The sequence below is a fragment of the SAR86 cluster bacterium genome (genome assembly GCA_023703615.1).
Lineage (GTDB): Bacteria > Pseudomonadota > Gammaproteobacteria > Magnimaribacterales > D2472 > MED-G85.
Map to the genome: position 1 here is coordinate 1 of CP097971.1, position 13,962 is coordinate 13,962.

Consider the following 13,962-nt stretch of genomic DNA (forward strand, 5'->3'; position numbering starts at 1 on the left):
TATCCACAGAAAATTCATAAACTTATACTGTAGATATCTTGTGGATTTTTTTATAGACTAGTTACTTCAAACTAAATCATTAATCCAAGCAGGGGAAACAGATTGAAACTTTGGAATAAATGTTCAGAAAACTTAGAAAACAAACTTTCTCAGGAAGAATTTAACACATGGGTAAGGCCTCTAAAAGCCAATTTTGATAAAAATATACTTGAAGTTTTAGCCCCCAATGATTTTATATTAAATTATGTAGAGAAAAATTTTGCAGATGATATTAAATTTATATTAAACAAACAATCAAAAAAAGACATAAGTCTGGTTTTTAAAACTCTTACAAAAGAAACATTTGTTGACAAATATAAAGATTCTAAATCTTCAAACTCGCAGCTTGTTGATAAATATGTCTTTGAAACCTTTGTGGAAGGTAAATCTAACCATTTAGCCCTTGCAGCTGCAAGACAAGTTGCATTAAACCCAAAGGGTGATTATAACCCGCTTTTTATTTACGGTGGCGTTGGTTTGGGTAAAACTCACTTGATGCATGCGGTTGGCAATGAAATCTTAATAAACGAACCAAACAAAAGAATTGTTTATGTGCATTCAGAAAAATTTGTTTCAGATATGGTAAAAGCCCTACAACTTGGCGCAATGAATGAATTTAAGACATTTTATAGAAACGCCGATGCATTGTTAATCGACGACATTCAATTTTTTGCTGGTAAAGAACAATCACAGGAAGAGTTTTTCCACACTTTTAATGCATTGTTAGATAGAAACAACCAAATGATTTTAACCTGTGATAAATATCCCAAAGAAATTGAAGGTCTTGAAGAAAGACTTAAGTCAAGGCTTGGCTGGGGTCTTCCTGTTGTTATTGACCCTCCAGAGCTTGAAACAAGAGCCGCTGTTTTGTTAAGCAAAGCATCGTCGATGGGTGTTGTTCTTCCAAATGACTGTGCAATTTTTATTGCTCAAAGAATAAGATCAAACATCAGAGAGCTCGAGGGGGCGCTAAAAAGAGTTGTAGCCAATGCTAGATTCACCAATCAAGAAATTGATTTAACACTAGTTAAGTCAGCGTTAAAGGATTTGTTTGTTATATCAGCAAAAATGATAAGTATTGAGAATATCCAAAAAACTGTTTCGGAGTATTATAATATTAAACTCTCAGACCTTTTATCTAAAAGAAGGAGTCGCTCTATAACAAGACCAAGACAGCTCGCTATGGCTTTAACTAAAGAGCTAACCAACCATAGTCTACCTGAGATAGGGGAGGCCTTTAATGGCAGAGATCATACAACAGTACTTCATGCGTGCAAAAAAATATTAGAGCTAAGAAAAGAAAGCCCATCTCATGAAGAGGATTATAGAAACCTTCATAGGGCTCTTACTAATTAAAATGGATTTCTTTATTGCAAAAGAAGAAATAGTTAATTCTCTTAATACTACTCTGGGTGTGGTCGAAAAAAGACAGACTCTTCCAATACTTTCTAATGTATTATTTGAAGTCGATGAATTATCTTTAAAACTAACAGCAACTGATTTAGAATCAGAAATTCTAACAGTTTCTACAATTTCTAATTTTAAAAGTGGTGGCAAAACTACTGTACCAGCAAAAAAAATAAGTGAATTATGTAGACTTTTGCCAGAAAATTCTGAAATACATATATATCTAGATGGAGAAAGTCTTAAAATTGAAACAGCTTCAGGAAAATATAATTTAGCAACATTGCCAAGCGAAGATTTTCCCGTTTTTGACCAAGAAGAGGCCTCATCGCCTATAAATATAACTTCTAAAAACCTTAAACGCCTTATAACAAAGACTTCTTTTGCGATGGGCAATCAAGATTGGAGGCATTATTTAAATGGTCTGTATCTATCTGTTGAAGACACTTATATTACAAGCGTTGCAACAGATGCACATAGACTTGCAACAGCTTCATTAAGTTTAAATGAGTCTGTCTCAGAGAGCATATCAGGAATAGTTCCAAGAAAGGCTATTAACGAAATAGCAAAACTAGTTAGTGAGGAGGGCGATAATATAATTCTAAGCCTAGGAAGCAACTCTATTAAAGTAGTTTCAGGCGGCACCACATTTATAAGTAAGTTAATTGAAGGAAAATTTCCAGATTATGAACAAGTTATTCCCTCTGGTGAAAGCTCTACTCTTAAAATAGGCAGAAAACTATTTTCAGAAAGCTTAAGCAGAGTAAGCGTTTTATCTAGTGAGAAATATAGAGGTGTTCGAATAGTTACAAAAAGCGATGAAATTAATTTATCAGCAAACAATCCAGACAAAGAGCAGGCTGAGGAATCTTTGGTATGTAATTATGCTGGCGAATCAATAGATATAGCTTTTAATGTAAATTATTTGCAAGAAATTCTTTCTAATGTTGATGATGATGAAATAGAGGTGCATTTTTTTGGTTCAGATAAAAGCTGTTTATTGACTTGTCCAAATTCTGAAACTTATAAATATGTTGTAATGCCTCTTCTGATATAGTGGCTTTATCAAAAATATCACTTAAGAATTTTAGGTGTTTTTCTTCTTTAAGTATTGATCTGTCTCCTGGAACTAACTTTTTTTATGGAAAAAATGGTTCAGGTAAAACATCAATCCTAGAAGCTATATATCTTTGCTCAAGTGGTAGCTCCTTTAAGAGTAGCAATATTCAATCATTAATATCACATTCTAAAAACGCTTTCGATATTGCTGGCTATGATGAAAGCTCAGGATACATATTAAATATTACCAAAAACAGAATTCAACCTATAAGCATTTCGTTAAATAATTCAAAGGCAACCCGTGCCGATCTAACCAAAGAATTTCCTTGTATGGCAATTCATAACAATACCTATTCTTTTGCATCCGCTTCACCAGATTTTAGAAGAAAGCTGTTAGATAGATCTTTATTTATTTGCGAACATGAATTTTATGAAGCGTGGTTTTCTTTTTATAGAGCTTTAAAACAAAGAAATGCTTTACTTAAATCAAACATGTTACAGGAGCTCGAGGCTTGGAACGAAAAGTTTTGTACTCTTGGAAAAAACCTTACGAATCTTCGTAATGTTTTTTTCCGTTCAACACTTTCAGAGTTAAAAATTCTTTTAGAAAAAATATATGAATTAACTAATAATAATATTTTAAATAAGATTTCTTTTGATTTTTATCAAGGATGGCCTATTGATAAATCTTTGGAGGATTCTTTAGATGCGGTTTACAGAAAAGATTTGGTAAGACGCACCTCGGCCGTTGGACCACATAAAGCTGATATAAGATTATTAATTGAAGGCCTTGATGCCAGGCAAATTCTTTCAAGGGGCGAACAAAAGCTCTTATCCATAATGTGGTGCTGTGCTCAAAATGAAGTACTCAAAAAAAAATATAATCTTAGCCCCACTCTTTTAATTGATGATATTAAATCTGAGCTTGATAGTCTTTCATTTGATAGCTTTTTATCAGTATTAAATGAGCTAAATAATCAAATTATCTTTTCCTGTATTGATGACCTTTTTAGTAGTAAAATAAGAACAAATATTAAAAAGTTCCACGTAGAACAATTCAAGTAAAAATGTCTAAAAAATCTGCTGATAACAAATACGACTCAACCAATATACAAGTACTCAAAGGCCTTGAAGCAGTAAAAAAAAGACCAGGAATGTATATAGGAGACACGGATGATGGTTCAGGTCTTCATCATATGGTTTTTGAAGTGCTTGATAATTCTATTGATGAAGCAATGGCAGGACATTGCTCAGAAATTTATGTGATAGTAAATAAAAATGGGTCAGTAACTATAAAAGACAATGGAAGAGGCATTCCTGTTGATAAACATAAAAAAGAAGGGGTTTCAGCCGCAGAATTAATATTAACCACACTTCATTCAGGTGGTAAATTCGATGATAATAGTTATAAAGTTTCTGGAGGTTTGCATGGAGTTGGAGTATCAGTCGTAAATGCATTATCAGATAAACTAATTCTTAAAGTGCATCGTGATGGCGGTGAATTTTTTCAAGAATATCAGAATGGCAAACCTAAGGCCAAACTAAAAAAAATTAAAACATCAAAATTATCAGGTACAGAAATAACTTTTTATCCATCAAGTAAAATTTTTACCTCAATTAATTTTGAAATAGATAGAATCTACAAACGAATTCAAGAATTATCTTTTTTAAATGCTGGAGTATCAATCAATGTCGAGGATATTCGAAGCGGTAAAAGCAAAAAGTTTAAAAACAATGGCGGCCTTTCTAGTTATGTAACTCATTTAAAAGGAAGGAAGCAAATTGTTTCAGAAATTTTTGAATGTTCAGCAAAGGAAAATGACGTTGGAGTAGAAATCGCTTTGCAATGGACAGATTCTTATTCTGAAAACGTATTATGTTATACAAATAATATTCCACAAAAAGATGGCGGTACTCATCTTGCTGGTTTTAGGGGTAGCTTAACAAGAGTACTAAAGGCTTTCATAAAAAAAGAAAATGCAAAGAAAGTCCCCTTAGATCTTCTTGGAGAAGACGCTAGAGAAGGTCTCACAGCAATAGTTTCAGTAAAAGTACCGGACCCAAAGTTTTCATCTCAAACAAAAGAAAAACTTGTTTCTTCTGAAGTTGAAAGTGTTGTAAGTACAATATTTAGTAAATACTTTAATGAATTCCTTCTTGAAAATCCTAAAGATGCCGCAGCAATTTTAGGCAAAGTTGCAGAAGCGGCCTTAGCAAGAGAAGCTGCAAGAAAAGCAAGAGAAATGACTAGAAGAAAAGGTGTTCTTGAAATTGCCGGCCTTCCTGGAAAGCTTGCAGATTGTCAAGAAAAAGACCCAGCTTTATCAGAAATATATATTGTTGAGGGAGATTCAGCTGGCGGATCTGCAAAACAAGGAAGAAATAGAAAGAATCAAGCAATCCTTCCACTAAAAGGAAAAATTATTAATGTTGAAAAAGCTAGAATTGATAAGGTGCTAGGCTCCCAAGAAGTTGGAACATTAATTAAGGCTCTTGGGTGCGGAATTGGTAAAGAAGATTTTGACATTGAGAAACTAAGATACCATCGAATTATAATAATGACGGATGCCGATGTTGATGGTTCTCACATACGGACCCTTCTCTTGACTTTTTTCTATAGACAAATGTATGAAATAGTAGATAAAGGCCATATTTACATAGCCTTACCTCCACTATATAAACTTTCAAAAGGAAAGGATTTTTTTTATGCTTCTAATGAAGAGGAAAAAGAAAAAGCTGTAAAAGAGCTTTCAAAAAATGGGACAAGAGGCCTAGAAGTTCAAAGATATAAAGGTCTGGGTGAAATGAATCCAGAGCAGCTATGGACAACTACAATGGATCCTAATAATAGACGAATGATGAGAGTTGACATCAAAGATGTTGTTGACGCAAATGAATCATTTGAAATTTTGATGGGTGACGATGTTGAGCCAAGAAGAGAGTTTATAGATGCAAATGCATTGTCTGTCACTGACTTAGATATTTAGACTACTACTTTAAAGCACTATACTGGCTTTTAACCCATTCTTCAGTAAGAGCTGTCATTTTTTTTATATCATTTGATTCAATTGGTTTGCCAATAACAATATCGATAATGCCAGGAACTTTACTAAATTTTCTATTTTTCCAATATTTGCCTGAATTGTGACATATTGGTATTAACGGCACATTATTTCTTAAAGAAAGCACCGAGCAACTTGATGAGAAACTTTTTATACCCTTTTCCGGCCTAGCTCTAGTGCCTTCAGGAAATATTATTATTGAAAAACCAGAAGATAATCTTTTTTTTCCTTCAGATAAGACTTTTTTAATACTTTTAATTTTATTTGATCTAGTAAGCGATATGGGTTTCAAGCATAATAAAGCCCATCCAAAAAAAGGTATTAGCAATAGTTCTCTTTTAATTATGCTAGAGCACGGTATAAAAAGTGTTTGCAAGAAAAGAGACTCCCATGGCCCTTGATGATTAGAAACCAAAATACATGGAGTTGAAGGTATATTTTCTATTCCTTTTATTCTCCATCTAACACCACAAATTTTTTTTAATGATTGTAAGATAAAATAAATCCATTTTGAGGTCACTATTTGAAGTTGTTTTGTCGAAAATAAAGGATACAAGAATAGAATACAAATAGAAGTTAATACTAATGTTGAATAGAAAATTAGATTAAAGAGAAGGCTTCTAATAACTTGCACATTTTATCCAATAATTAATTTTTTAAAAATATCACTAATTTCTTCTATTTGAACCCTTTCCTGTTCCATTGTATCTCTCGATCTGATTGTTATGGAGCTGTCCTCTAGACTATCAAAATCAATAGTAATGCATAAAGGAGTGCCTATTTCATCATGTTTCCGATAGCTCTTTCCAATATTTCCAGTATTTTCAAGTATTACACGGCCTAAAGATAATTTTTGTAGACTATTTTTTACTTTTTTTGAAAGTTTAACAATCTCCTTATTATTCTTTTTTAAAGGTATTACAGCTGCTTTTATAGGCGACAAATGAGGCATAAGTTTTAATAGAGTTCTTTTTTTTCCATCCTCTAAATCCTCAATCGTATATGATTCATTAAGAATTGCTAAGAACCCTCTTTCGACACCAGCCGATGGCTCTATGACATATGGCACAAGCCATTTACCAGACTCGTCTTGTATTGCTAATTTACTATTGGAATGTTTATTTTCAGTCACAGAAGCAGTTAAATTCAGATCTTCTTGATTTTTTGAATGTGACCCAAGATCAAAGTCAGTCCTATTTGCTATACCTTCAAGCTCTTCTAATCCATGTGGAAATTTATACATTAAGTCTATAGTTTTTTTTGAATAATGCGCAAGTTCATTTGATGGTACATCATATAACTCTATAGATTTTCGTGATATACCTTGATTTTCCCACCAATCAAGTCGTTTATTTACCCAATCATCATGAGCATTTTCATCATCTCCAGGCTTAACAAAATACTCTAGCTCCATTTGTTCAAATTCTCTTACTCGAAATATGAAGTTTCTTGGTGTTATTTCGTTTCTGAATGCTTTTCCAATTTGAGCTATGCCAAATGGTAAAGATTTTGAAGACGAATCAATAACATTTTTAAAATTTGAGAATATACTTTGGGCTGTTTCAGGTCGTAAGTATCCATAACTTGTATCATCCTCAATAGGACCAACATTTGTCTTAAACATTAAATTAAATTGTCTAGGCTCTGTTAGATCATCTTTTTTACATTTTTCAGGTACCTGATCAGCTCTAAATCTCAAATTACATGATTTACAGTCAATCATTGGATCAGAGAAAGTTTCTTCATGTCCTGAGTATTTTAAAATTAGTGGGTTTGTAAGAATTGAAGCGTCAAGACCTTCAATATTGTCATTTTCATAGACCATTGAGCTCCACCACGCATTTTTTATATTATTCTTGAGCTCAACCCCTAAAGGACCAAAGTCATAAATTCCTTGAAAACCGCCATATATCTCACTAGATTGATAAATAAAGCCCCTTCTTTTACATAAAGAAACAAGTTCTTCCATTGATTTAGCAGTCACAATTCGCATTCCTCATATTAAAGCAACAAATGTTGCTAATTAATTATATTGATATTATTTATTTATAAATAGGTTTATTAATCAATATTAAGTAAAATCATGTTTAAATTATAATATTACATGAAGTTACTATTTTATATTCTAACAGTTCCACCGATAGAATTTATCAATTTTATTTTAAATATAATATTTAGTTTAAATTTTGTTAAATCTACTGAAGCCTTTAAAGTTTCAAAAGTTAATTTAAAGATTGCTTATCCAAGCTTAAATAGTATCGAATTAGACAAGCTTGCAATTAAAAGTGTAAAGGAATCAATCATAAGCGGATTTGAGTCGATGTATTCATGGTCACGAGAGTCTAATAAATTATTATTTAGAATTGATAACAATTTTATATTGCAAAATAAAAAAAAATCGAACAAAGGATTAATGATTTTATCCCTTCATAACAGAAGTGTAGATACGCTTTTAAAATGGATCTGCTCTTTTCAACCAACAATAACACTTTATAAAAAAGTAAAAATTAACTTCTTAGACTCTTTCATAAAAAAACAAAGACAGCACAATAATAGTCAAGTCTATGAAACTAATATTAATGGTGTGAGACAGCTTTACAAAGCCTTGCTAAAAAATAAAGTTATTTGCATGGCTGTTGATCAAGTTCCACAAAAGGGTATGGGCGAATATGAAAACTTTTTTAACAGACCCGCTTATACAAATACACTAATGAGTTCGTTGGCTGTAAAAACAAATAAAGATGCAGTATATTGCAGTCTAAATAAACTTTCAAATAATAGACTCCATGTAGTAATAAAAGATAATAATAAAGGTTTATTTGACAGTAGTAAGTGCACACTATCTATGAATCTGACTCTTGAAGAACTTATTAATAATAATCCTTCTGATTATTGTTGGGAATATAAAAGATATAAAAGGCCACCAAATGGATTTAAAGATCCATATAAAGATTTATAATTATTTTTGCCAAAACATTGGTGTTAATAAAATCAAAAGAGTAAATATTTCTAACCTCCCTAATATCATAGCAAAAGATAATATAATTTTTCCGACAGAAGAAACGCTATTATAGTTTTGTGAGACCTCACCAAGTCCTGGACCTAAATTATTTAAACAAGCTCCAATTGCAGAAAACGCAGATTCAAAATCTAGTCCAGTTACCAGCAATGCTCCAAGTAAACATACAAATAAAATTACATAAATAGAAAAAAATCCCCATACAGAATTAGCAACGTCGTCTTCAACAGTTTTTGATCCTATTTTTAGTGATATTACTGAATTAGGATGAATTAAGCGCATCACGTTGACATATGCATAGTTGATCATTATTAATACTCGCCAAGACTTTATACCTCCTCCAACAGAGCCCGAGCAGGCACCTATAAATGCACCTATAAGAAGAATAAATCCAATTGAGACTGGCCATGACGCTGAATCTGTAGATGTAAAACCAGTTGTTGTAACAATAGAAACTGAATGAAATAGAATATCACCTATATTTATAATATTTTGGCTACCAAATATAGAGATCAACAAAGTTATAGCAATAATTATTAGTAATACTGTTATAAAAAACCTTAATTCCGCATCTTTTAAATATTTTAGAGGTTTATTTAAATATATTGCAAAATAATGCAAAGTAAAACTTAAGGCAGACACGAGCATAAAAATCATACATATAATTTCAATGCTAGCACTATTAAAATACCCAATGCTTTCGTCGTGTGTTGAAAATCCACCAATAGATACAGTGCTAAAGCTATGTGAAATAGCATCAAATAAGGGCATTCCTGCAAGATAATATAAAATTGCGCATAAAACGGTAAGTGATAAATAAATCAACCATAATGCTTGAGCAGTTTCTTTAATTCGGGGAGTTAATTTTTGATCTTTCATCGCACCAGGTATTTCGGTCTTATATAGCTGACCACCTCCTATACCTAGTAAAGGCATTATTGCAATAGCAAGAACAATTAAGCCCATTCCGCCCATCCATTGAAGCATTTGTCTGTAAAAAAGTATTGATTTTGGCAAATTTTCTAAATTAACAAGAGTAGTCGCACCTGTGGTTGTTATTCCTGACATTGATTCAAATATCGAATCAACAACATTCATGCCACTAAAAATAAAAGGTATGGCTCCTATTAAAGACAATACTAACCAGAAAAATGTAATTACTATAAAGCCATCTTTTGTATTAAGTTCTTTGGTATTTTTTCTTGTAAGAATCCATCCAATCCCGCCTGTAAACGAAACAATTAAAAATGTTTTGATAAACATATATATATTTGTTTCTGAATAAAAATAAGCTATTAATATTGGAAATATAAAGGAAAAACTGAATACTAAAATAAGTATGCTAAATAAATTAATAACAGATTTTAAATTCATTATTCTTATTTAAATAAAGCCTCAACCTCTTTTAGTTTGGTTTTGTCAGATAGAAAAATAATTAAATGATCATTTAGAGCTAAGTCTACATTTGAGCTAGGCATTATGACTTCGCCATGTCTTAATAAGGCTCCGATAGAAGCACCTTCGGGTAATGGGATATTTTCTATAGATTTGCCAAACAAGTCTGATGTAAGGGTATTTGCATGAACAATGCCTTCAAGCGCTTCAGCTCCGGTGTCTATCTTCAACATAACGTCCTGTGTAACATCCGATTCTCTAAGGTCTTGAAGAACAGAAGAAACAGTTAATCTATATGGCGCTACATATATATCTATAAATCCTGGCACCAAACCAAGATAGGAGGGATTGTTGAGAATAATCATAGTTTTTTTTGCACCCATTTTTTTTGCAAGCAAAGATGACATAAGATTTGTTTCATCGTCATTTGTTAATGCGCAAAAGACATCAATATTTGAAATATTTTCACTTTTCAAAAGATCTTCATCAGTTGCAGAACCATTTAAAACAATTGTTTTATTTAGTTTTTTAGATAATTTTTTACATATTTCAATGTCAGATTCAATAAGTTTTACTTTATAGTTTTCTTCAATCTGCTCTGCTAAGGATGAGCCAATCTTGCCCCCACCAATTATCATTATTCTTGAATGTGCATCTTCATGATGTCTGAATTCATCAACAATTTTATTTATATTTTCTGATGATGAAATAAAATATACCTCATCATTTTCTTTGATGACAGTATTCCCGTTTGGTATAAAAGGCTTATTTTTTCTATATATGGATGGTATGAAAGAATCAATATCTGGCATATCTTCTCTAATACCCTTGAGCTCTCTTCCAACAAGTTTACCCTTCTTTTTTGCTTTAACAGAAACTAATTTAATTTTTCCGGCTGCAAATTCTTCTATTTGTTCTGCACCAGGATGAACTATTAACTCTTTTAGATGATTAGTTACTTCATTTTCAGGATTAATTGCAACGTCAAGAGTATTTTCACCAAATGTAGATAAGTTATCTAAATATGATGAATCACTAAATCTACAAATGGTTTTTTTAACATTGAAGATTTTTTTGGCAATTTGACATGCAACAATGTTCACTTCATCATTTGAAGTAACTGCAATCACAATAGATTCTTCATTAATGCCAGACTTTTTGAGCGTTTTTGGATGAGACGCATAACCTTCAACGGTCATTAAGTCATGCTTATCGCCAAGTTCTTGAAGTACTGTTTTTTCACTATCAATAATGACAATTTCATAATCACTTGATGATAAATTTTTAGCTAAACTGCTACCAACACGCCCAGCCCCCAAAATAACAATTTTCATATATGCTAAATTAAACCTCTTTTGAGGTAATTAAAAGACTTACTCTCAAAATTTTTTTTAAATAAAAAAATCTCTATGTGAATTATATGCGTCTGAGGATGAAATTATATTTTTATTTGGGAATTGTAAGTAAGTAATTACTATTACTTTATCTATTGTATTTACGTATATTCCATCTGTTGAAAACTTATGAATCGTACCGGGCTTATCACTTGATTTAGTATCAGATATATGTAATTTATGTATTTTAATTAATATATCACTAAACAAAAAATTTGTTCCAGGCCATCCTTCAAACGCTCTATACCTGTTATAAATTTCAATAGAACCTTTACTAAAATCAATCATTGAATCATCTTTTACAATTTTTTTGCAGTAGGATGATTTGTTATTATTTTGTTTTTTGAGCTTGTATTTGTTTGATTTAATTAAATCAAATACTTCAGGAAATTTTTCAATAGATAGATCGCACAATTTTTTTTCTAGAGTAGACTTTTTATCTAGGAAATCTATTGCACATTTATAGGATTTAATTATTTCTCCAGAGTCTAATTCTGAATTTAACTTAATGAAAGTAACACCAGTTTTTTTATCATTATTAATTAATGCACTCTGTATTGGAGAAGCTCCTCTATATTTTGGTAGTAAAGAAAAATGAAGATTTATTGATAATAATTTTGAGCATTCAAGCAACCAATCTGGAATTTTTTTACCATAAGCAATAACCACTAAGCAATCAATCTCCATATTAATAATACGCTTTGTAAATTCATCATCATTTAGGTCAGTTGGTTTAAAAAGATCAATATTATTAGCTTTAGCAATTAACGAAACATTAGATTCAAGAGTTTTATTTCCCCTTTTTTGGGGTTTATCGGGCTTAGTTATTACCCCAATAACATTAATTGAGTTATTTTTTATTATGTTTTTAAGAATCTCGGCTGAAATTTGAGGCGAACCTGCAAACAAAATGTTCATATTTATCATTAATTTACGTTAAAATCTATCAAAATATCTTAATATCTTCTATTTACCTAGAAAGTTTTTTTCTAATTCGGTCTCTTTTTATAGGGCTTATGTAATCTACCATTAATTTACCTTCAAGATGATCAATTTCATGTTGAATACATACAGTGAGAATGCCTGAAGGCTTGTTCTTATGGGATTTTCCATCCAAATCTTGCCATTCAAGAATTATATTGTCAGGTCTGGTTATTTCTTCATTGAATCCGGGAACAGAAAGACAACCTTCTTCAAACGATAGTGTAGTATCAGTGCTAATGACCTTAAACTCCGGATTTACAAAAAATAAAGGATCATCTTTATTTTCACTTATATCAATAACAATTAGTCTAATATGATGATTTACTTGTGTGGCTGCTAAACCTATTCCATTTTGTTCGTACATAAGTTTAAGCATATCATTTGCTAGTTTTTTTAGACTTTTGTCGAATTTTGTTACTTTCTTTGCAACAGTTCTCAATCTAGGATCTGGAAAAGTCAAAATCTTAAGTTTTTCTATCATAAATGTAGTATTTCTATTATAATTTTGATGATTATAATCTATATTTTAAACATTTTTACTTAAAATGACTGATAACAGCTTAGATATTGCGATTTTAATGGGCTCAGACTCAGATTTGCCAATTGTAGAGGCTATTTTCCCGATTTTAGATGAATTTGAGATAAATTATACAAAAAATGTCCTTTCAGCCCATAGAACTCCCCATGAGGTAATGGACCTGATTAAAAAATCAGAACAAAATGGTTGTAAAGTTTTCATTGCCGCTGCTGGAATGGCTGCACATTTGGCTGGAGCCATAGCTGCTCACTCAATTAGACCAGTTATTGGTATACCAATCGAGTCTGGAGGTATGGGAGGAATAGATTCACTTCTCTCAACTGCAATGATGCCGCCAGGTGTTCCAGTTGCAACAGTTGCAGTAGGCAAAAGTGGAGCCAAAAATAGCGCAATTCTAGCGGTTCAAATACTTGCAACTTATAACGAAACTCTTTCAAATAAGTTACTAGATTATAGAAATAATATGAAAGAGGAAGTTCTTAAAAAAGACAAAGCACTAAATTCATAATTGAAACAAAAATTATTTAATTTAGATCAATCCATCGCTTGGTTGAAGCAATCCAATATCCTTATACATCCATCAGAATCTATTTGGGGTATAGGCTGTGATGCAGAGAATGAAAAATCAATTGATAAAATATATAAATTAAAGAAAAGGTCAAAAAATAAAAACTTTATTTTATTAACTTATTCAATCGAAAAAGCACTATTTTTTGCCGATAATATTAATGATGACAAATTGAATTTTATTTCATCTAAATGGCCGGGGCCAAATACATTACTAATCAAGTTTAACAACAAATTACCTAGTCATTTAAAAAATGAAACAGGAAAAATAGCAATAAGAGTAAGCGATTACTATCATTTAAATGCACTTGGTAAAGGTTACAAAAATTTTATGATTTCAACGTCAGCTAATATTTCGGGTAAAAAAGCTATCGCAAATCCAATTGATATTTTAAAAACTTTTGATGATCCTACCATTGCATATTATGATGCACCCTTGGGTGGAAACTTAAAACCATCTAACATTATTGATTTAGAAACAAGAAAAATTATTAGGTAAAT

Annotated in this window: 13 protein-coding genes; 7 read left to right on the plus strand and 6 right to left on the minus strand. The window is 31.4% G+C overall.

Features of this window, described 5'->3' with window-relative positions:
- Positions 1-102: 102 nt before the first annotated feature.
- Genes dnaA through gyrB form a run of 4 tightly spaced genes read left to right on the plus strand, consistent with a single transcriptional unit; the run spans position 103 to position 5,489 of the window.
- A complete protein-coding gene (gene dnaA / locus M9C80_00005; protein URQ69577.1) occupies positions 103-1,395 on the plus strand; it encodes a chromosomal replication initiator protein DnaA in 1,293 nt (430 codons plus the stop codon).
- Between the two features lies 1 nt (position 1,396).
- Positions 1,397-2,500 (plus strand): DNA polymerase III subunit beta, encoded by a 1,104-nt coding sequence (gene dnaN / locus M9C80_00010; protein URQ69578.1) that lies wholly within the window; start codon positions 1,397-1,399, stop codon positions 2,498-2,500.
- Entirely contained in the window at positions 2,500-3,567 is a 1,068-nt protein-coding gene (gene recF, locus M9C80_00015) for a DNA replication and repair protein RecF (protein ID URQ69579.1), read from the plus strand. Before dnaN ends, recF begins: the two co-directional genes overlap by 1 nt.
- A 2-nt stretch (positions 3,568-3,569) precedes the next feature.
- A complete protein-coding gene (gene gyrB / locus M9C80_00020) occupies positions 3,570-5,489 on the plus strand; it encodes a DNA topoisomerase (ATP-hydrolyzing) subunit B (protein URQ69580.1) in 1,920 nt (639 codons plus the stop codon).
- 4 nt (positions 5,490-5,493) lie between these two features.
- On the opposite strand, the gene M9C80_00025 is transcribed toward gyrB, so the two are convergent.
- Positions 5,494-6,198 carry a 1-acyl-sn-glycerol-3-phosphate acyltransferase gene (locus M9C80_00025; GenBank protein URQ69581.1) on the minus strand — a complete coding sequence of 235 codons (705 nt, stop codon included), beginning with the start codon at positions 6,196-6,198 and terminating at the stop codon, positions 5,494-5,496.
- A 3-nt stretch (positions 6,199-6,201) separates the two neighbouring features.
- Positions 6,202-7,533: a glycine--tRNA ligase gene (locus tag M9C80_00030; GenBank protein ID URQ70212.1), complete on the minus strand. Its 1,332-nt coding sequence runs from the start codon at positions 7,531-7,533 to the stop codon at positions 6,202-6,204.
- A 135-nt stretch (positions 7,534-7,668) separates the two neighbouring features.
- Here M9C80_00030 and M9C80_00035 point away from each other — a divergent pair, with 135 nt between their 5' ends.
- A complete protein-coding gene (locus tag M9C80_00035) occupies positions 7,669-8,523 on the plus strand; it encodes a lipid A biosynthesis lauroyl acyltransferase (protein ID URQ69582.1) in 855 nt (284 codons plus the stop codon).
- Here M9C80_00035 and M9C80_00040 read toward each other — a convergent pair whose 3' ends face one another.
- From M9C80_00040 to def, 4 genes are read right to left on the minus strand one after another with little or no spacing between them, the layout of a single operon-like run.
- Entirely contained in the window at positions 8,524-9,957 is a 1,434-nt protein-coding gene (locus M9C80_00040) for a TrkH family potassium uptake protein (GenBank protein URQ69583.1), read from the minus strand.
- 5 nt (positions 9,958-9,962) lie between these two features.
- On the minus strand, positions 9,963-11,312 hold the full coding sequence (gene trkA / locus M9C80_00045) for a Trk system potassium transporter TrkA (protein URQ69584.1): 1,350 nt from the start codon (positions 11,310-11,312) through the stop codon (positions 9,963-9,965).
- Between the two features lie 57 nt (positions 11,313-11,369).
- Positions 11,370-12,290, minus strand: coding sequence for a methionyl-tRNA formyltransferase (gene fmt / locus M9C80_00050; GenBank protein ID URQ69585.1), 921 nt, complete (start codon positions 12,288-12,290; stop codon positions 11,370-11,372).
- A 52-nt stretch (positions 12,291-12,342) separates the two neighbouring features.
- Positions 12,343-12,837, minus strand: coding sequence for a peptide deformylase (gene def / locus M9C80_00055; protein URQ69586.1), 495 nt, complete (start codon positions 12,835-12,837; stop codon positions 12,343-12,345).
- A gap of 64 nt (positions 12,838-12,901) precedes the next feature.
- Between def and purE the strand changes: the two genes are divergently transcribed.
- Both purE and M9C80_00065 read left to right on the plus strand, forming a co-directional pair.
- Positions 12,902-13,402 carry a 5-(carboxyamino)imidazole ribonucleotide mutase gene (purE, locus tag M9C80_00060; GenBank protein URQ69587.1) on the plus strand — a complete coding sequence of 167 codons (501 nt, stop codon included), beginning with the start codon at positions 12,902-12,904 and terminating at the stop codon, positions 13,400-13,402.
- Entirely contained in the window at positions 13,403-13,960 is a 558-nt protein-coding gene (locus tag M9C80_00065) for a Sua5/YciO/YrdC/YwlC family protein (GenBank protein ID URQ69588.1), read from the plus strand.
- The last annotated feature ends 2 nt before the right edge of the window (positions 13,961-13,962 follow it).

Excerpts from the sequence above, each read along its gene's own strand:
- dnaN (URQ69578.1), top strand. The coding sequence starts at position 1,397 with ATGGATTTCTTTATTGCAAAAGAAGAAATAGTTAATTCTCTTAATACT.
- gyrB (URQ69580.1), top strand. The coding sequence starts at position 3,570 with ATGTCTAAAAAATCTGCTGATAACAAATACGACTCAACCAATATACAA.
- M9C80_00030 (URQ70212.1), bottom strand. The coding sequence starts at position 7,533 with ATGGAAGAACTTGTTTCTTTATGTAAAAGAAGGGGCTTTATTTATCAA.
- M9C80_00035 (URQ69582.1), top strand. The coding sequence starts at position 7,669 with ATGAAGTTACTATTTTATATTCTAACAGTTCCACCGATAGAATTTATC.
- M9C80_00040 (URQ69583.1), bottom strand. The coding sequence starts at position 9,957 with ATGAATTTAAAATCTGTTATTAATTTATTTAGCATACTTATTTTAGTA.
- trkA (URQ69584.1), bottom strand. The coding sequence starts at position 11,312 with ATGAAAATTGTTATTTTGGGGGCTGGGCGTGTTGGTAGCAGTTTAGCT.
- fmt (URQ69585.1), bottom strand. The coding sequence starts at position 12,290 with ATGAACATTTTGTTTGCAGGTTCGCCTCAAATTTCAGCCGAGATTCTT.
- def (URQ69586.1), bottom strand. The coding sequence starts at position 12,837 with ATGATAGAAAAACTTAAGATTTTGACTTTTCCAGATCCTAGATTGAGA.
- purE (URQ69587.1), top strand. The coding sequence starts at position 12,902 with ATGACTGATAACAGCTTAGATATTGCGATTTTAATGGGCTCAGACTCA.